Source organism: Luteimonas sp. A534 (genome assembly GCF_054072805.1).
Window position 1 is genome coordinate 849,465 of sequence record NZ_JBSVRR010000001.1, and the last position, 17,648, is coordinate 867,112.

Annotated in this window: 14 protein-coding genes and 1 pseudogene; 10 read left to right on the forward strand and 5 right to left on the reverse strand. The window is 66.0% G+C overall.

Annotated elements, in window-relative coordinates; all coding sequences use genetic code 11:
* Window positions 1–63: 63 nt before the first annotated feature.
* From asnB to ACW5F0_RS03815, 3 genes are all read left to right on the forward strand, one after another.
* Complete coding sequence (gene asnB, locus ACW5F0_RS03805; RefSeq protein ID WP_456999063.1) at window positions 64–1,968, forward strand: asparagine synthase (glutamine-hydrolyzing); 1,905 nt, start codon at window positions 64–66, stop codon at window positions 1,966–1,968.
* 123 nt (window positions 1,969–2,091) lie between these two features.
* Window positions 2,092–3,843 carry a DUF1800 domain-containing protein gene (locus ACW5F0_RS03810; RefSeq protein ID WP_456964692.1) on the forward strand — a complete coding sequence of 584 codons (1,752 nt, stop codon included), beginning with the start codon at window positions 2,092–2,094 and terminating at the stop codon, window positions 3,841–3,843.
* Between the two features lie 9 nt (window positions 3,844–3,852).
* Window positions 3,853–5,229 carry a DUF1501 domain-containing protein gene (locus ACW5F0_RS03815; RefSeq protein WP_456999064.1) on the forward strand — a complete coding sequence of 459 codons (1,377 nt, stop codon included), beginning with the start codon at window positions 3,853–3,855 and terminating at the stop codon, window positions 5,227–5,229.
* Between the two features lie 117 nt (window positions 5,230–5,346).
* Here the strand turns inward: ACW5F0_RS03815 and ACW5F0_RS03820 are convergent, their stop codons facing one another.
* The gene (locus ACW5F0_RS03820) at window positions 5,347–5,511 is read right to left on the reverse strand and encodes a hypothetical protein (protein ID WP_456965289.1); all 165 of its coding nucleotides are present in this window, start codon (window positions 5,509–5,511) and stop codon (window positions 5,347–5,349) included.
* Window positions 5,512–5,527: 16 nt separating this feature from the next.
* On the opposite strand from ACW5F0_RS03820, the pseudogene ACW5F0_RS03825 reads away from it, so the two are divergent.
* The 5 genes and pseudogenes from ACW5F0_RS03825 to ACW5F0_RS03845 form a co-directional block, all read left to right on the forward strand.
* Window positions 5,528–5,668: pseudogene (locus ACW5F0_RS03825) on the forward strand (hypothetical protein); the annotation flags it as partial.
* A gap of 9 nt (window positions 5,669–5,677) precedes the next feature.
* Window positions 5,678–5,836: a hypothetical protein gene (locus tag ACW5F0_RS03830; protein WP_456965290.1), complete on the forward strand. Its 159-nt coding sequence runs from the start codon at window positions 5,678–5,680 to the stop codon at window positions 5,834–5,836.
* Window positions 5,837–6,113: 277 nt separating this feature from the next.
* Window positions 6,114–7,442, forward strand: coding sequence for a MipA/OmpV family protein (locus ACW5F0_RS03835; protein ID WP_456964694.1), 1,329 nt, complete (start codon window positions 6,114–6,116; stop codon window positions 7,440–7,442).
* A 114-nt stretch (window positions 7,443–7,556) separates the two neighbouring features.
* Window positions 7,557–9,080 (forward strand): phospholipase D-like domain-containing protein, encoded by a 1,524-nt coding sequence (locus ACW5F0_RS03840; protein WP_456999065.1) that lies wholly within the window; start codon window positions 7,557–7,559, stop codon window positions 9,078–9,080.
* Between the two features lie 105 nt (window positions 9,081–9,185).
* Window positions 9,186–10,277, forward strand: coding sequence for a lipoprotein N-acyltransferase Lnb domain-containing protein (locus tag ACW5F0_RS03845; protein WP_456999066.1), 1,092 nt, complete (start codon window positions 9,186–9,188; stop codon window positions 10,275–10,277).
* A gap of 142 nt (window positions 10,278–10,419) precedes the next feature.
* Here ACW5F0_RS03845 and ACW5F0_RS03850 read toward each other — a convergent pair whose 3' ends face one another.
* A complete protein-coding gene (locus ACW5F0_RS03850; protein ID WP_456999067.1) occupies window positions 10,420–10,974 on the reverse strand; it encodes a DUF4136 domain-containing protein in 555 nt (184 codons plus the stop codon).
* A 410-nt stretch (window positions 10,975–11,384) separates the two neighbouring features.
* Here ACW5F0_RS03850 and ACW5F0_RS03855 point away from each other — a divergent pair, with 410 nt between their 5' ends.
* The gene (locus ACW5F0_RS03855) at window positions 11,385–12,821 is read left to right on the forward strand and encodes an amidohydrolase family protein (protein WP_456999068.1); all 1,437 of its coding nucleotides are present in this window, start codon (window positions 11,385–11,387) and stop codon (window positions 12,819–12,821) included.
* 78 nt (window positions 12,822–12,899) lie between these two features.
* Window positions 12,900–13,655 carry a DUF4410 domain-containing protein gene (locus ACW5F0_RS03860; protein ID WP_456964699.1) on the forward strand — a complete coding sequence of 252 codons (756 nt, stop codon included), beginning with the start codon at window positions 12,900–12,902 and terminating at the stop codon, window positions 13,653–13,655.
* Window positions 13,656–13,659: 4 nt separating this feature from the next.
* Here the strand turns inward: ACW5F0_RS03860 and ACW5F0_RS03865 are convergent, their stop codons facing one another.
* The 3 genes from ACW5F0_RS03865 to ACW5F0_RS03875 form a co-directional block, all read right to left on the reverse strand.
* Window positions 13,660–14,793 (reverse strand): phospholipase A, encoded by a 1,134-nt coding sequence (locus ACW5F0_RS03865; protein ID WP_456999070.1) that lies wholly within the window; start codon window positions 14,791–14,793, stop codon window positions 13,660–13,662.
* Window positions 14,794–14,860: 67 nt separating this feature from the next.
* Entirely contained in the window at window positions 14,861–16,030 is a 1,170-nt protein-coding gene (locus ACW5F0_RS03870; protein WP_456999071.1) for a hypothetical protein, read from the reverse strand.
* A gap of 121 nt (window positions 16,031–16,151) precedes the next feature.
* A complete protein-coding gene (locus ACW5F0_RS03875) occupies window positions 16,152–17,648 on the reverse strand; it encodes an efflux transporter outer membrane subunit (RefSeq protein ID WP_456999072.1) in 1,497 nt (498 codons plus the stop codon).

Below are 17,648 nucleotides of genomic sequence, written 5' to 3' on the forward strand. Positions count from 1 at the left end.
TGCGATTGATGCGTCGGACAAGGGCGTCGATCCGTCCCGCCCCTGTCACGCCAAGGATCGCCCGTGTGTGGAATCGCCGGTATCGTGCGCCTGGACGGCGCGAGCGTCAGTGCGGACAGCATCGGCGTCCTCACCGACCTGATCGCGCACCGTGGTCCTGACGATGCCGGCGTCCATGTCGACGGCCACGTCGGCCTCGGGCATCGCCGCCTCAGCATCGTCGACTTGTCGCCGGCCGGCCACCAGCCGATGCCCAACGGCGACGGCTCGCTGTGGATCGTGTTCAACGGCGAGATCTACAACCACGAGGCACTGCGCGACGAACTGATCGGCCACGGCCACGCGTTCCGCTCCACCACCGACACCGAAGTGATCCTGGCCGCCTACCGGCAGTGGGGCGAAGCCTGCGTGCAGCGCTTCGAGGGCATGTGGGCGTTCGCGATCTGGGAGCCGGCGCGGCAGCGGCTGTTCTGCTCGCGCGACCGGCTCGGCATCAAGCCGTTCTATTACGCGCTGACGACGGCCGGCTTCGCCTTCGGCTCCGAGATCAAGGCGGTGCTCGCAAGCGGCCTGGTGGCGGTGCGGCCGAACCACGAGGCACTGCGGCTGCAGCTGGTCTACCGCGCGCGCGCAAGCAGCGAGACGACATGCTTCCACGGCGTCCTCCAGCTGCCACCGGCGCACAACGCGGTGCTGGTCGATGGTCGCTTCGTGCGTTCGCGCTACTGGAACGCCGAAGACGCGCTGGCCGCACGCGACGATCGGCCCCGGGACCACGCCGCACGCTTCCGCGAACAGATCACCCAGGCCGTGCGCTCGCACCTCCGCAGTGACGTGCCGGTCGGCGCCTGCCTCAGCGGCGGGCTCGACTCCGGCACCCTCGCGGCGCTCGCCGCGCGCGAAACGGCGAATCCACTGCGTACGTTCTCCGTGACCTACCCCGGCACGGTCCACGACGAATCGCGCTACATCCATGCGCTGCGTGGCCAGGTCGGAAACCTCGACGGCACCGATACCTCGCCGGACGGGCGCGACCTGGTCGACGTGCTCGAACGTTCCACCTGGCACTACGAAGAGCCGGTCTGGGGCGGCAGCGTGTACTCGTGGTGGCAAGTCATGAAGTCGGTGCACGCCGGCGGCATCAAGGTCGTGCTCAACGGCCAGGGCGCCGACGAACTGCTGGCCGGTTACCCGCGCTACTACCCGACCTACCTGCGCGAGCTGCTGCTCGCCGGGCGCGTGCCCGGCCTGCGCCGCAACTTCGAAGGTTTCCGCGCGCAGCAGGGCGATCTTTCGCGGCAGGCCCTGTGGCGGGAGCTGGCCACGCCGTTCTGGCCCGACTGGCTGCGCCGCGCGGCGCGCGTCGCAGGCCGCGGCGCCGCGTTCGACGACGGCTTCCTCAGCCCCGAACTGCGCGCCCAGTCATCCCCATCGGCCGAGGCGCTGGCACGGCGCGCGTTCTCGAACCTCGACACCCATCTGCTGAGCGACCTCACCACCACCCGCCTGCCGGAACTGCTGCAGGCCGAGGACCGCTTCAGCATGGCGTTCTCGATCGAGAGCCGGGTGCCGTTCCTGGACCGCGCCTTCGTCGAGTACGGCATCGCCCTGCCCGCCGCACAGAAGATCGACAACGGGGTCACCAAGGTGGTCCTGCGCAATGCGATGCGCGGCACGGTGCCCGACGAGATCCTCGACCGCCGCGACAAGCAGGGGTATCCCACGCCCGCGAACGAATGGCTGCGCACGTTCGGCGTCGAATACGCCGGCGACATCATCGGCTCGCGCCGGTTCCGCGAACGCGGCGTGTTCGAAGCCGACGTCGCCTCCGCCGCGTTCGACCGCTGGCGCAGCGGGAAGGGGTCGCTGGCGGGCCTGTGGACGTGGCTGTCGACCGAGCACTGGTTCCGGCAGTACCACGACACCCCCGTCGACGCCTGGCACCGGCACGCCGCCTTCCGGCGCTGAGGCCGCTGCAGGACGGCTCGGCGGCCCTCCCGCCTGCTGCCCGATACCTGCTCCCGATCACACCCGGAGCGCCTGACTTGGGCGATAGTCTGGGCGGAGCGACGATCGCGTCGGGGGAATCCTATGGCACGCATCACGGCGGCGCCCAGCCGCGAGACCATCGACCGTGCGCTGCTGCAGCGCCATGGGCACGACATCCGGCGTCTGGCGATGCGGCCGCCGCCGGACCTGCCGCCGCCCGGCAACCGGCCCGATGACGGCGGCCAGGGCCGCGGCCAGGATCCCGTGCTCCATCTTCCGCCGGCGCCGGCCTGGGTGCGCGCCTGGACCCGGCTCGGCTACGGCATCTTCCCCGGTGCCAGGCAGGCCTTCGACGCACTGGGCGGCAACGACATCGCGCGCTACGAAGCGCTGATCGACCAGCAACTCGCATGGGAGGCGATTGACGACTCCGCAATCGAGGCCAGGGTGGCATCGGCCGGTTATTCCACGCTGGGGAAATCGCTGGCCCAGCTGTGGACGGACCATGTCGCCAGCGGTCCGCCGTGGGAAGTTCGCATGCTCCCAGCCTGGGAATCGCAGCGGGCATGGATGGTGCGCGCCGCGTTCTCGAAGCGCCAGCTGCAGGAGCGCGTGACCACGTTCTGGCACGACCATTTCCACGTCACCGGCAGCGACTACACCGGCGGCCCGGTGTTCGTGGCCTACAGCCGCGACGCGATCCGCGCGAATGCGCTGGGCAACTTCCGCACCATGCTCGAGGGCGTCGCGACCAGCACGGCGATGCTGTACTACCTCGACAACCTGTCGAACATGCGTTCGGGTCCGAACGAGAACTTCGCCCGCGAACTGCTGGAACTGCACACCTTCGGCACCGAGAACTACCTGGGCTTCATGAATCCCGCCCAGGTGCCGCCCTGCCCCGAGGATCCGGCCTACCCGATCGGCTACACCGACATCGACGTGTACGAGGCGGCGGCCGCGTTCACCGGCTGGTCGGTGCGCAACGGGCACTGGCAGTTCCCCGCGGAGAACGACGGCAGCTTCGTGTACCGCGCGGCCTGGCACGACACCGGGCCGAAGTACGTGCTGGGGATGTTCCTGCCGCCCGAGCAGCCGGCAATGAAGGACGGGCGCGACGTGCTCGACCGCATCGCCAGCCACCCGCGCGTGGCGCGCTTCATCTGCCGCAAGCTGGTGCGCCACTTCGCCGGCGACGCGGCACCGGCGGCGCTGGTCGCGAGCGCCGCGGCGCTGTTCCGCGCGCACTGGCAGGACCAGGACCAGATCCGGATCGTGCTGCGCCACATCCTGCGCTCACCCGAGGTGCGCGACGGCCGCCAGAACAAGCGGCGCCGGCCCTCCGAGATCATCGCCGCCACGCTGCGGGCGTCGGCCAGCCCGTTCACGCCGCGTCCCGCGCACGCGCGCAGCGACGACTTCATGTGGCGCCTCGGTGGCACCGGACACCTGCCCTTCGACTGGCCGGCACCCAACGGCTACCCCGACCGCGCCGAAGCCTGGTCGGGTGCCAACAGCTTCGGCATGACCTGGCGGATGCTCGGCTGGCTGACGGAGACCAGCGATGACGGCACGCGCCTGATGCCGATCGTCGAGGACAGCCGCGCGAACGTCCCCAGCTGGACCGCGGCCAACCTCGTCGACTACTGGTGCCTGCGCCTGCTGGGAGGACCTCCAGCGCCCGCACGGCTGCAGATGCTGCGCGCCTTCATGGGCCAGGGCGCCGCCGCGGGCCATGTCATCGCCGACGACAACGCCTGGCGCGGCAGCGACCTCAAGGGTCACTACAACCACGACCGCCTGCGCAGCATGGTTTCGCTGCTGCTGATGTCGCCTGAATTCGCCATCCGCTGAGGGACCACCATGGCCGACCACACGCTCTCGCGGCGGAACTTCCTCAAGGGCTGCTGCGCCACCGCTGCCATCGCCGGCGTCGCGCCCGCGATGTTCTACGCGCCGCCGGCCATCGCCGGCACGCCGCACGACACCCTGGTGCACGTCTTCCTCCGTGGCGGCATCGACGGCCTGAACCTGGTAGTGCCGATCGACGGCAATGACCGCGGCCATTACGAGGAGGCCCGTCCGACGCTGTCCATCCGCGCCACCGGTGCGTATGCGGCGCTGCCGCTGACCCTGCAGGGCGGCGGCGGCACCGGCTTCGGGCTGCACCCTTCGGCCGCGGGCCTGCATGCGCTGTGGCAGGAGTCCCGCCTGGCGGTCGTGCATGCCTGCGGCATGGCCACCACCATCACCCGCAGCCACTTCGACGCCCAGCTCTATTGCGACCTCGGCACGCCGGGACGCCAGGGTTCGGGTACCGGCTGGCTCGCCCGCGCCTGGAACAGTGATCCGGCGGGCGGCGCCGCAATCCCGCTGCTCGGCGTCGGCGGCGGACAGCCTGCAAGCCTGCTTGGCGCCACCGATGCCCTGTCGATGGCCAGCCCCACCGAGTTCGCGCTCAATGCCGGCCCCTGGCAGTGGCGCGAATCGGGCGGCGGCCGCCCGGCGGGCGTGCTTGGCGTGAACGACGTGCTCGGCAACTTCGTCGCAGGGCGCGCCCGGGTGGAGCAGCAGTCGCGCGCCGGCGATGCCGCGCTGCGGCGCATCCGCACGCTGCCCTTCAGCGGCACGCTGCCCGAAGGCTGGCCCACCACCACCTTCGCGCGCCAGCTGTGGACCGTGGCGCAGGCGATCCGCTTCGGCACGGGCCTCCGCTACGCGACGCTCGACCTCGGCGGCTGGGACACGCACGAAGGCCAGGGCACCGCCGGCAGCGGCTACAACTACTACCAGAACAAGATCGCCGAGCTCTCCGAGGCGCTTACCGCGTTCTACGTCGAGATGGCGGCCGGCGGGGAGTCGTCACGGGTCACCATGGTGGTGCAGTCGGAGTTCGGGCGCCGCGTGCGCCAGAACGGCAGCGGCGGCACCGACCACGGCTATGGCAATCCGCTGCTGGTGCTGGGAGATACCGTCAACGGCCGCCGTTTCTACGGCGACTGGCCGGGCCTGGATCCCGAGGTGCTCTCGCCCTACTTCGGCGACATCCCGGTCACTACGGACTACCGGCAGGTGTTCTCGGAGTTGCTGATCCGGCGCATGGGCAACAACCGCCTGGGGCAGGTGTTCCCGCAGTACGCGGGGTATGCGCCGCTTGGGCTCGTGCAGGGGCCGGACATGACGCCCATCTACGGCATACCCCCGAGTCCCCGCACCCGGCTACGCGTCCCCGGGGGCTGAGCGCTGACGCACAAACGCCCTTCAGGTTTGTGTAAACGGCGTGAAGTGACTCGTCAAGGAACTGTGCAAGTATCGAAGGCGCGGAACTCCCCCGGTCTCAAGTCAGGCGGGGCTCGCTCATTCATTTGAGGGCAGCGTGATGAAAAGTTCTCGTAACTTTACTTTACCTGTTGTGTTTTCCTTCGCGGTCCTGCTTTCTGCATGTGCCTCCGCGCCCCCCAGCAGCAGCACCTTTTCTTCGAGCCAGGCCGGCGTCGAACACACCGTGCGATGGGGCGTCATAGACGCCATTCGCCCGGTGACCATCCAGAGTGACGGCTCCTGGGTTGCCGCTGCGACTGGTGCGGCCTTGGGTGGTATCGCAGGCAGCGCCATAGGCGGCGGCAGGCGTGTCCCTGTGGCCGGTGCGGTGGCTGGCGCGGTTGCCGGCGCCGCCGCCGGCAGATCCATGGCAGGAAGAACCAGCGAGGGCGTCGAGTTCACCGTGCGCCTGGAAGAAACCGGTGAGTCGGTCGCCGTGGCACAGGCGGGTTCGGTGCATAACTACCGCGTTGGCGATCGCGTCCGCGTTACTACGGACGGTACGACTGCACGCGTCAGTCGCTGAAGATGCAAAATGCCAACATTCGTCCCCCTTGACAGGTGGGCGGAAGCGGTTTGATCGCGGTAGGCGGATGCTTCTCTTCCGGGCCGGCATTGATGCAGAGGGAGTGCGTCGGGTGTGGGATCTATCGGCTGTGGTGATCATGTCGTGTCCGGACTCGTCTCTGCGCTCTCGACTCCAGAGGTCACGCAGCGAGCTGCAGAATCCCGGCAAACCAACGCCCCGCCGTGTCGGGCGTGCGTTGCTGGCGCTGGCCGTGGGCTTGCTGGCGGCTGGGGGCGTGCAGGCGCAGACCAGCACCGATCACATCGCGGACCTGCTCGACACCCCCGGCAGCGCCGGTTTGGGCTTCATTTCACGCATCGAACAATCGCCCTACATCGACGGCGGCAACCGCGTCGACCTGCTGCCGCTGTACCTCTACGAAGGCGAACGTTTTTTCCTCAACGCCGACCGCGTCGGCGTGAAGATCTTCAACGATGACGTGCATCGTTTCGATGCCTTCCTCGGACGCCGACTGGAAGGTTTTCCGGAAGACGAGATAACACCCAGCCTGGAAGGCATGGAGGTACGCAACACCAGCATCGACCTGGGCGTGACCTACCGCCACACCCAGTCCTGGGGTACGTTGCGCGCCTCGTTGATGCATGACGTTGGTGGCATTTCCGATGGCAGCGAACTGAGCCTGGGCTACTCGTATGACTGGCGCGGCGAACGCTGGCTGCTGCGTCCCGACCTCAGGGTGTCGCTGCGCGATTCCAACCTCAACAACTACTACTACGGCGTGGCGCCGCACGAAGCCACGCCCGATCGTCCGGCCTATGCGCCGGGCAGTGGCGTCAACGTGTCGCTGGGCCTGTACGGCAGCTACAGCATCCTCAAGAACTGGCGCCTGCTCGGTGGCGTTTCAGTGACAGCGCTGGATGGCAAGATACGCAACAGCCCCATCATCCGCGACGACCTGCAACCGGCGCTGTTCGCCGGCGCGGTCTACGATTTCGGCACCGCAATCACCCGCTGGGACGACGACGAGAAACCGCTACTGGTGAAGGTGTTCTACGGCCGCGCCTCGGCCGAGGGCTGCCACATGGCCAGGATCATGACCCTGTCCTGCACCTCGCTGGACCACGAGAATCCAACCAGCGTGACCGGCGTGCATGTCGGCCGGCCCTTCCTGGAACGGGTCAATGGCTGGCCACTCGACTTCAACGGCTATGTCGGCCTGCTGTACCGCAACGAGAACGGCTTGCAGGCCGATGGCTTGCAAGTGGACGCCTACATGAAGGCCTTCTACTACGGATTCCCGTGGAGCCGCTCCGTCAATACACGCTTCGGCTTCGGCTTCGGCATTTCCTACGCCAACCATGTGCCATCGACCGAAGTGATCAGCCAGGAGCAGCGCGGGCGCCCCACCTCCAAGCTGCTGAACTACCTGGACCCGACCATCGACGTCAACGTCGGCGACATATTCCGCTCGGAGCGCTGGAAGAACACCTACTTCGGCCTGGGCATTTCGCACCGGTCCGGCATATTCGCCTCCTCGCGCCTGCTGGGCAGCGTCGATGGCGGTTCGAACTATATCTATACCTACCTGGAGTCGAGTTTCTGACAGCCCAAGTCGCGCTCACTGGACGGACTGCAGCGGCTTGTCTTCAGTGTCGTTTAGGGCTGTTCCTTTCACTTGGGTGACGGAACACCGCTGTCGGGGTCGAAGGGGATCGCCGTGCATCGTTCCATCGCGTTCGCGCTGTGTCTGCTGCTCGCCGCGTGCGCGCAGCTGCCGCAGCGCGCGGATCTTCCGGAGGAGCTGGCGCCTGCGCCGGCAAGCAGCGGTGCGATCGCCGAGCGGGTCGCTCCGATGGAGGCACGGCATCCCGGCCAGTCCGGCTTTCGCCTGGTTGCCGCCGGTTCCGAGGCCTATGCCCTGCGCGCATACAGCGCAGAGGCTGCGACCACGAGCCTCGATATCCAGTCCTACATCTGGAAAGACGACCTGACCGGCAAGCTGCTGGCCCGGCATGCGCTGCTGGCGGCCGATCGCGGTGTCCGCGTCAGGATTCTTGCAGACGACTTCCCGGCACGCGTGCACAACGCTGGATTCGCCGCCCTTGATGCGCACCCCAACCTCGAGGTCCGGATCTACAACCCGCTGGTCAGCCGCAGCGGACTGTTGCGCATGGGGGGAGAGTTCGCCACCGACTTCCGTCGCCTCAACCATCGCATGCACAACAAGAGCTGGATCGCCGACAACCGCATCGCACTGGTCGGCGGCCGCAACCTCGGCGACGAATACTTCGACGCGCACACGGGGGTGAACTTCATCGACCTCGACATGCTGATGACGGGGCCGGTGGTGCAGGAAGTGAGCGCGACCTTCGACGCGTTCTGGAACTCGCCCTCCAGTTTTCCGATCGCGCAGCTTTCGCCGCGGGCCGTTTCTCCGGAGGCATTGCAGCGCTTGCGCGGCGTGCTCGATGACAGCCTGGTCGAACTCGGGGCCAGCGAATTCGAGCACGTGCTGCGCGAGGACCCACAGGTACATGCGCTGCTTGCGGGCGAGACCTACCTGCGATGGCATTCCGAATGGCGCTTCGTCAGCGACGATCCGCAGAAGAAGCGGCTGGACATGGCTGATCGGTCCGAGGTGCTGCGCGTGCTGTTGCCCGTCGTGCACCAGGCACGGCGGAACCTGCGCATCCTCACGCCGTATTTCGTACCCGCCGCAAGCGGCACCGCCGAACTGGTCGCCGCCGCCCAACGCGGACCGGAAGTGCAGGTGCTCACCAACTCGCTCGCCGCCACGGACGTTGCCATTGTGCACGGTGGCTACATGCGATCACGGCGCCCGCTGCTGCGCGGCGGGGTGCAACTGTGGGAACTCAGGCCGGTCGGTACGACCGACCCCGAACATGGCCTGATGGGCGTATCGGGCGCCAGCCTGCATACCAAGGCGATGATCGTCGACGACGAGCAGATCTTCGTCGGTTCGTACAACCTCGATCCGCGCTCGAAGTCGCTGAACACCGAACAGGGCGTGCTGGTAGCCGACCCGGTGATGGCGGCGGAACTGACGCGCATGTTCGATGCGAAGCTGCAGGGCGAACGCGCCTGGAAGGTCACGCTGCACGGCAACCGCCTGCGCTGGAGCGACGGGAAACAGGTCTGGACGCGCGATCCGCAAGCGGGCGTGCAGCGACGAATCCTGGCCTGGCTGGCCAGGGTGCTGCCGATCGAATCGCAACTTTGAGACCGCCGGATCACGCGCCGCCTTGCGTCCGGTCAGGCATGATGGAACCCTGCGCATGGCGTGGCATCGCCGCAATGATCCTGAGCATCGAAAGGCCTATCCACCATGACGCTTGCGAAATCACGTCCGGGTAAGTCGTTGGCTCCCTGGCTGTCCAGGCCACTCACCTGGCTGGTCACCGGCATCAGCTTCATCGCTCGCGTTGGAGTCCTCGCCTGGGGCTCGATGGCGATCTACTGGTCGAACCTGCCTTGGGACTGGTTGAGGCTGGTGTCGGCACTGGCGTTTGCGGCGTTCGGTATCTGGGCATTGTGGCTCGCGCGCAAGCCACGCGCGCGCCTCGCTTTCGTCGGGTTGTTCGCGGTTGTGCTGGTCTGGTGGTTGCTTATCCCCCCTTCCAATGACCGACCCTGGCTCACGGAAGTGGCGGTCGTGCCGCGTGCCGTCGTTGACGGCGACCGGGTCCGCATTTCCGGTGTCCGCAACTTCGACTTCCGCAGCCGGGATGATTTCACCGTGCGGTACGAAGAACGCGAAGTATCACTTTCGCACCTGACAGGCGTGGACCTCTTCATTTCCTATTGGGCGAAGGGGCCGGTCGGACACACCTTCGTGAGCTTCATCTTCGACAACGCACCACCAGTGACGATCTCGATCGAAACCCGGCCGGAGCAAGGCGAAAGCTTTGCGCCAATCGCTTCCATGTTCAAGCAGTTCGAACTGATCTACTTGGTCGGCGACGAACATGACCTGGTCGGCGTGCGCACCACCCACCGCGACGAGGACGTTTTCCTGTATCGCCTGCAGACCTCGCCCGAGCGCGCGCGCCAGCTGTTCCTGGTCTACATCGACCGGATCAATGCGCTCGCCGACAAACCGGAGTGGTACCACCTGCTCAGCAACAGCTGCACGATCAACATCGTGCGCTACGCGAACAAGGTGGGCCGGGAAGGTGGTTTCGACATCCGCCACCTGTTGAACGGGCTGATCGATGGCTATCTATACGAGGCCGGATTCCTCGACACAAGCTTGCCCTTCGAGGAACTGCGCCGGCGTTCGCACATCAATGCCGCTTCGCAGGCTGCGGATGGTGCGGAAGATTTTTCCCAGCGCATTCGCGAATCGCTGCCCGGGTTCGAGGCGCAAGCGATCACGTCGCAGAATCCTGTCCACCCGGCCCGTCAAGGCACGCGCTGAATCGCCGCTCGCGTACCGCGCGTAATGGAGCTTTCGCCATGGCGCCCCGTTCCCGGGGCGCCAGCTATCGAAGCAATCCCGGCCGGGTCAGGCGCGGCCGCGGAATCAAGATTTCAACGAGCGATGCACGTCGTTGTCCCACTCAAGAGCCAGGCGGGAAGTCCGCGAACATCCTGTCGATGCCTGCCTGCACGGAGGTATTCACCCTGTCGGGCGAGCTGGGCACCGTCTGCTCTGCAGTCCCACGCCAGATCGCCTGCTTGGTCCCGGAATCGAACAGGTCCACGATCAGCGTACCCACCGTGTAGTTCCGTACCGTCGTCGTGGTCGCGTGAGGCCGATGCATGGCGCCATGGTGGCCCCTCCAGCCCTGGTGACCCCTCCAGCCCCACTGATTAAAACTGCTGCCGCTGTAGAACGTGTCTATCCTCATCCGATCGGCGGTTGCCACATGCGCCGCCACCGCGATATCGCCGTTCTCGACCTGCGTCCAGCCTTGGGCGGCCAACTGCGCGTCGATGCCTTCGACAATGCGCTGCTCCACCAGCGGCGAAACGCCTTGAGGCTTCATCAACCAGGTATAGGTACGAAAGCCTGCGAACTGTGCCGCTGGATCGAAGTCGGTGTTGACCCTGGGCGTGGCGGCGCACGATGCCAGGGTCACGGCCAGGAACATTGCCAATGCGATACGTTTCATCAGAGCTTTCTCCTGTTGATGCTAGCGCTTGAGAAACAGCAACTTCGCTGCGTTAAACAAAGCAAGGCGAATCAGGGGCAGGCCAAATATACTCCGCGGCTGCAGTGGCAGGTGAAGGTGATCACGCAGGAAAACGATGATTGCCGCGGCGAGCGGACAGACCTGCGGGAAGCATGCGGTTGACCCGGCGTTGCCGTGGCAGCCAATTCGCGATGTCTGCAGTAAAGCAGAGTTTCAAACCGAAGTTTGATCTGCCGCCGTTTCTGCAATGCGCAAAAGTGCAGTGATAACGCCGCCGTCATTGTCGGGTTCACTCACACATTCACACACTTTTAACTTCGGCAGCTTCATGGTCAACGCTGGGGCGGGGTCAAGCGGCGCTAGTTCTTTCAAGTCGAGGGGGAAAGACCATGCGAAAGGTCCTGTCCAGTCTTGCGGTCCCGGCGTTGCTCGGGGTCGTGTTCTGCACCGCCTGCAACCGCTCTGATGGCCCGGGCGACGTAGCGGCCAGCGCGACCTCACCACCTTCCTCGGCCGAAGCCACTGCTCCGGCGACCGCCGCCGCCGTTGAACCAGCCGTGCCCGTCACCCTGTTCCAGAACGTTCGGGTGTTCGATGGCAAGAGCAGCACGTTGTCCGAGGCGCGCAACGTACTGGTGCGCGGCAACGTGATCGAAAGGATCTCGGCGGAGGCGATCACCGTCCCGTCCGATGAAGGCGTCACCGTCATCGATGGCAACGGCCGGACGCTGATGCCCGGCATGATCGACAACCACTGGCACGTCATGTTGGCAAGTGTGCCGATGCAGGAACTGATGACGTTCGACGTGGACAACATGACCCGGCTGGCCAACGTGGAGGCCAAAGCCACGCTGATGCGCGGTTTCACCACCGTGCGCGACCTTGGTGGGCCGTCGTTCGCGCTCAAGCGGACCATCGACGCCGGGGAGGTGGTCGGCCCGCGCGTCTATCCCTCCGGCGCCATGATCACCATCACCGGTGGCCACGGCGATTTCCGCGCGCTCAGCGAGTTGCCACGGCAACTCGGCGGACCTTTGTCACCCATGGAACTCACGGGCGGCAGCATGGTGGCCGATTCGCCCGACGAAGTGCGGGTCCGCGCGCGCGAACAGCTGACGCTCGGCGCCTCGCAGGTCAAGCTGACGGCCGGCGGTGGCGTGGCATCGCCGCACAGCCCGCTGGACGTGACCACGTTCAATGAGGACGAGTTGAGGGCCGCGGTACAGGCCGCCGAGAACTGGGGCACTTACGTCGTAACGCACGCTTACACTCCGGCGGCGATGCAGCGCTCGATCGCGGCAGGCGTCAAGGTCATCGAACATGGTCATCTGATGGATGAGGAGACCGCCAGGATGATGGCCGAGAAGGGAATCTGGCTGAGCTTCCAGCCCTTCACCGACCTCAGCCCCGGCGAGCAGATGGCGCCCGCCAATCGCGCCCGGCTGGAACAGGTGGTCTCAGGGACCGAGCGGACCGTGGAACTGGCGAAACAGTACGGATTCAAGATGGCCATCGGAACCGACATCCTGTTCTCGGCGGACGATGCAGCCGGGCAGACAGCGGTCCTGACCAGGATGGGCAAGTGGTACAGCGCACCGGAAGTGATGACCATGCTCACCGCCACCAATGCCGAACTGCTGAAATTGTCGGGTCCGCGCGACCCCTATCCCGGCAAGCTGGGCGTGGTGGAAGAAGGCGCACTGGCGGATCTGTTGCTGGTCGAAGGGAACCCGCTGGAAAACCTCGAGCTGATCGAAGACTCCGAAGGAAACTTCGTGGTCATCATGAAGGATGGCCGGATCTACAAGAATGCACTGCGCAACTGAGACCTTGTCCACGAGTGACTCGATTGCGCGGTCCCCGCTTCTCGTCAGCGTGTGTGGCCTTCACGAAGAGGACCTGACATGACACCGGAAGCCAAGTCCGCTGTTGCAACGGTTGTGAAGGAAGTGGCGTCTGCAAGGCACATCGGATCGTCAACGCATCGACGTGTCATCGTGGGGCTCGTCCTGGCGGTGACGGCCGTGATCTGTGTCGGGTGCGCCGGGGCTCGCGTCCAGAACGTGCAGAGGGATCACGCGCTCATCCTGCCGCGGCCAGCGCGGGTCGTCGTATACGATTTCACCACCGGGCCGACCGACGTCCAGCTGCTCACGTCCCCCCGTCAGGAAGGCGAGCCCGCGCTGTCGTTGTCGCAGGAACAGCCCGACCTGCTTGCCGAGGCGGTGGCGGACAGCCTCGCGACCAGAACGGTCGAAGCCATCCAGTCGCTCGGTCTCCCCGCCGAGCGCGTCGCCGGGGCCGGCCTGCCCGAGGTGAACGACCTGGTGATCGAGGGCGACTTCGTGCGCGTCGACGCAGGATCGCGGGCGCTGCGGTTCGTGGTCGGGTTTGGCCTGGGTGCAAGCGAAGTGCGGACGCAGGTCCGGGTCTTCCAGGTCACCGAGGAGGGCTGGAAGCCGGTCAAGCAGTTCGAGACGGTGGCCACGGGCTCCAGGCTTCCGGGCGCGGTGGTCGCTCCGGCGCTCGGGGGTTCGGCGGTGCTCTCCTCCGCCGTTGGCGCTGGGGAGCTCCGCACTACCGTCAACGCGGATACCCGGCGGACAGCCGAGCAGATCATGGGCAAGGTATCGGAGCTGAAGGCTGCCCAGGGCTGGTAGAGCGCTACAGGCCGTCGTTCAATGCGATGCCGACGCCGATCGTGGTCTGGTTCCAGTTGTAGTCGATGAGGCTCTCGCCGTAGCCGGAAAAGATTTGCGCGTAGCCACGGAACGCGCCGAACAGCGGGCGTGACGTCCATCCGAACTGGACCGCACCCTTCCCGGTGCCGGGGTTGCCGCGGAGGCTGGCCGCGAAGCTCTGGCCGCGCCATCGGTACAGGACACTGAACTCACCATTGCCGTAGTAATCGGTGATGTCCGAATTGTCGTCCTCGTCGTAGTCTTCTTCGAAGCGGGACCACACCGTCGCGGACAGGACCAGGTTCCCGCGCTCGACGGCGAACTCGGCATATGCCCGATCCCAGCTCCGCGACAGCGGCTCGGCCCTGCCGTTGGACTGGTGATTGAGTCCGACGTTGAGCAGCCCCCAGTGGAAGCCGCCCGGCAGTTCGACGCCCGGCCGGTAGCTCAAGAACAGTTCCGGCATGTAATTTGTTTCGCGAAACGGCCGCGAGACGACCTCGTTGTCGTTGAACACCTGCCATTGGCTTTGCTGGGTGTAACCGACCCAGACGCCCCAGCGCCGGTCATCGGTCGACCACAAGCGACCCTTGAAGCTGAGCTGGAACTTGGCCTCGACATGGTCCAGTTCCTGCTGCGGCACACCGGCGGCTTCGAACAAGGGCGTGAATGGCTGGTTGTTGACGCGACTGCTGTAGCGCACGGGCAGCAGGTAGTTGGCCCGATAGAGGCGGATGTCGATGTTCGGGGTGGAGGGATCGAAATCCCAGGCGGCATCGATCATCGACGTCGTTGCATCGGCGGTGCGTTCCGTGTCGATCGCCTGGGCCAGTACGTCGTCAGGCCAAGATTCCGCGGACTCCGCAGCGGCCGGAATTGCGGCTGCCGGCTGCGCTCGTCCAACGCCGCCAGCGGCGTCTGCGGCGTCTGCGGCGTCTGCGGCGTCTGCGGGACGGTCGCTGGAGGCGTCGTAACAGGCCAGGCGTTCGGCACTGGTCTGGATTGCGTGGCACTGCGCAAGCGAGGACGGGGGCGTCTGCGCACTCGCGTCATGCACAGTGGCCACGACCGTGCAGAAGAACAATCCGATGCAAGCCTGTTGCCGCTCAGTGTTCAAGTCTCATGCCTCGTCAATGCGCAGCTTGCACCGCGCACGCCGCTGCGAGCGATGCACGGGCCCACGGTCAGAAGCCCTTGCGGACATTGAGCCAGTACTCGGTCGAACTGTAATTGAACCCGACCGAGCTGCTCTGGTCGCGGATGAACAAAAGCTCAGGCCGCAGGCTCCAGCTCGGGGCGAACTCCCAGACCAGGCCGGCACCGACCTCATACAGGTTGTCCTTGCGCCTCAGGATGACACCTTCATCAAGGTCATCGGGATGGTAATGAAGGGCGTCGGCGTTGAAGGAGTCGCGTTCCCACCAGCCGAAGAGGAATCCATCGACGGTGTCGCTGAACGTGTAATCCAGGTTCACCGTGGCGCCGAAGACCGAAGAGTCGCCGTCGGGCCGGCTCGTCGCGTAATTGCGGCCGCCGTGGAGGGTCAGGCCAAAGCTCGCGCGCCCCTCCGCCAGCGACCGGAGCCAGCCCGCTGAAACTGTCGATGTCGTGCGGCTACGCTCGCGCAAACTCCCTTCCGGGTATCTGCGCCGCCGCACCTCGGCACCGAGCGTGACCTGGTTGACGGCGTCGACCTGGTGGGAATAGTCGGTGAAGAGGCCGACGTCATTGCGGTAGTCGCCATTGCCGCGGTAGCTGACCCGGCCGCGCAGGCCCAATGCCAGGTTGTCATCGCCGAACGCGCGGCTGCCAGCGGCGCTCCAACGCAAGTCGCGGTCATCGCGGGTGCTGTTGCTGTCGTAGTAGCGGAAGCGATAGTCCAGCGTGGCGTCGAAGGCGTAACCGCGCTCAAACGCGTAGTTCAGGCTGCCGCCCGCGCGCAGGTTGTAGAAGGTGTCGTGGCGATCGCCGCCGCCAAATGCATTGGTACCGCGGGTCGAGTTCACCCGGTAACCGCCGACGCCGGCGATCGCATAGCCGAAGCCCGTCAGGTGCTTGTCCTCTTCCAGGGCCTGTCGTGCCGCCTCGTCGTAGATCTTGACCTGGGAAAGCACGTCCCGCGGCAGGTTCTCCAGGCGCAACACCGTCTCGAACTCGATCTTCGCTTCCGCGTACTGCCCGTTGGCGAAATACTCGCGGCCTCGCTGGAGACGCTCCTGAACCGGATCCAGATCCGGTTCCGATACCGGGTCGCTTGCTGTTTGCTGCCCGGCAGACAGCGCGGCGTTGGCCGGCAGCAACGCCATGACCACGAAGAGTCCACGCAGGCACAGGCGGTATCGGGAGATGTTCATGCCATGTCTCTCATGTCAGGGTTAAAAATGCCCTTGTCATGCAAACCACGACCAAGGGTCCGCAAGTTGAGCCACGCACGATCCAGCGCATGCGCGTGGCGTACTTGAGAAGCAAGCCCGGTCACAAGTCTTCCGCTGGCTGTTGCGTCAGCGCATTGGCGGTATCGACCCAGCCACCACCCATTGCCTGGTACACGTTCACGGCCTGGATGTGGCGGTCAGTCAGCACGCGAGCGAGGCCGATCTCGGCCGCGAACAACTCGTTGTCGGCCACCAGCACCTCGACGTAGCCCACAAGGCCGGCTTCGAACTTCAGCCGGGACAGGCGCGCGAACTCCCTCAACGCCACGACGCGCTCACGCTGCTGGGCGACTTCCTCGATGCGATTCTGGGATCCGCTCAATGCGTCGTTGGTTTCCCGGAAGGCGTTGAGAATCGTCTGCTCGTACCCGAAGAACGCCTGCCGCTCCTGCGCTTCGGCCGCGCGCACCTGGCCCTCGACTGCGCCAGACGTGAAGATCGGGCCGGCCAGGCTGGCTCCGGCCGACCATGCTTTCGCCGATCCGGACAGGAAGTTGCCGAACGAGGTGCTGATGGATCCGAGCAGCCCGGTCAAGGAAATCGTCGGGTAATACAACGCCCGGGCGGCACCGATGCTGGCGTTGGCGGCAACGAGGTTCTGCTCCGCCTGCAGGATGTCAGGCCTTCGCTGCAGCAACGCCGCAGGCAGGTCCCCGGGAATTGGCGGCGCTGTCAGTTCGTCGATGGTCTTGCCGCGCGGGATCGGGCCGGGATTACGCCCCAGCAGGAGGGAGATACGGTTCTCCGTCGCCGTGATCTGTTGTTCGATCGCCGGAATCGCGGCAAGCGCCTGCCTGTGCTGCGACTTGATCTGCATCAGCTCCGTGTTGGAGATCACGCCGTAATCGAAGCGCAACTGGAAGATCCGCTCGGTCTCGCCGAAGTTGCGCGCCGTCGCCTCGACGATCTCGCGCTGTTGGTCGAATCCCCGCAACGCGATGTAGCTCGATGCGACCCCCGACACCAGCGAGAGCACGACGCCGCGCTGCGCCTGTTCGCTTGCATAGACCCGTGCCTGCGCCGCTTCGCTCAGGCGCCGCACCCGGCCGAACAGATCCAGTTGCCAGGACGCACCGAGTGCTGCCTGGTACAGCTCGAAGTGCGGGTCGACGCTGTCCGGGATCGGCGGCTGGCCCTCGCGGCTCGCCCGCGTGCGGCTCGCGTCGGTGCTGTAACCGACCTGCGGCAATGCCTGGGATCGCGTCGCGGTCAGCGCGCCGATGAACTGGTCGATGCGCGCAGCGGCGATGCGCACGTCGCGATTCTCCTGCAGCGCGGTCTCGATCAACTCATTCAGCACAGGGTCGCCAAACTGTTCCCACCACTTGGTGTTGGCGATTTCGGCGGTCTTGGGATAGTCGATCCGCCACGCATCCGGGGTGTCCACGCCGGGACGCACGTAGTCCGGCCCGACCGTGATGCAGCCGGCGACGGAGGTGGCCACCAGCGCTGCGAACAGGCATGTCCTCATCACCTTTCCCTTGCGCGGGGTCGGAATCCGCCTTGCGGTACTCTCGTGCTCGAACAAGCTGGTCAT

Excerpts from the sequence above, each read along its gene's own strand:
- ACW5F0_RS03815 (WP_456999064.1), top strand. The coding sequence starts at position 3,853 with ATGGCCGACCACACGCTCTCGCGGCGGAACTTCCTCAAGGGCTGCTGC.
- ACW5F0_RS03810 (WP_456964692.1), top strand. The coding sequence starts at position 2,092 with ATGGCACGCATCACGGCGGCGCCCAGCCGCGAGACCATCGACCGTGCG.
- ACW5F0_RS03850 (WP_456999067.1), bottom strand. The coding sequence starts at position 10,974 with ATGAAACGTATCGCATTGGCAATGTTCCTGGCCGTGACCCTGGCATCG.
- ACW5F0_RS03870 (WP_456999071.1), bottom strand. The coding sequence starts at position 16,030 with ATGAACATCTCCCGATACCGCCTGTGCCTGCGTGGACTCTTCGTGGTC.
- ACW5F0_RS03860 (WP_456964699.1), top strand. The coding sequence starts at position 12,900 with ATGACACCGGAAGCCAAGTCCGCTGTTGCAACGGTTGTGAAGGAAGTG.
- ACW5F0_RS03855 (WP_456999068.1), top strand. The coding sequence starts at position 11,385 with ATGCGAAAGGTCCTGTCCAGTCTTGCGGTCCCGGCGTTGCTCGGGGTC.
- ACW5F0_RS03830 (WP_456965290.1), top strand. The coding sequence starts at position 5,678 with ATGGCAGGAAGAACCAGCGAGGGCGTCGAGTTCACCGTGCGCCTGGAA.
- ACW5F0_RS03875 (WP_456999072.1), bottom strand. The coding sequence starts at position 17,648 with ATGACCAGCTTGTTCGAGCACGAGAGTACCGCAAGGCGGATTCCGACC.
- ACW5F0_RS03845 (WP_456999066.1), top strand. The coding sequence starts at position 9,186 with ATGACGCTTGCGAAATCACGTCCGGGTAAGTCGTTGGCTCCCTGGCTG.
- ACW5F0_RS03820 (WP_456965289.1), bottom strand. The coding sequence starts at position 5,511 with ATGACGCCCCATCGCACGGTGTGTTCGACGCCGGCCTGGCTCGAAGAA.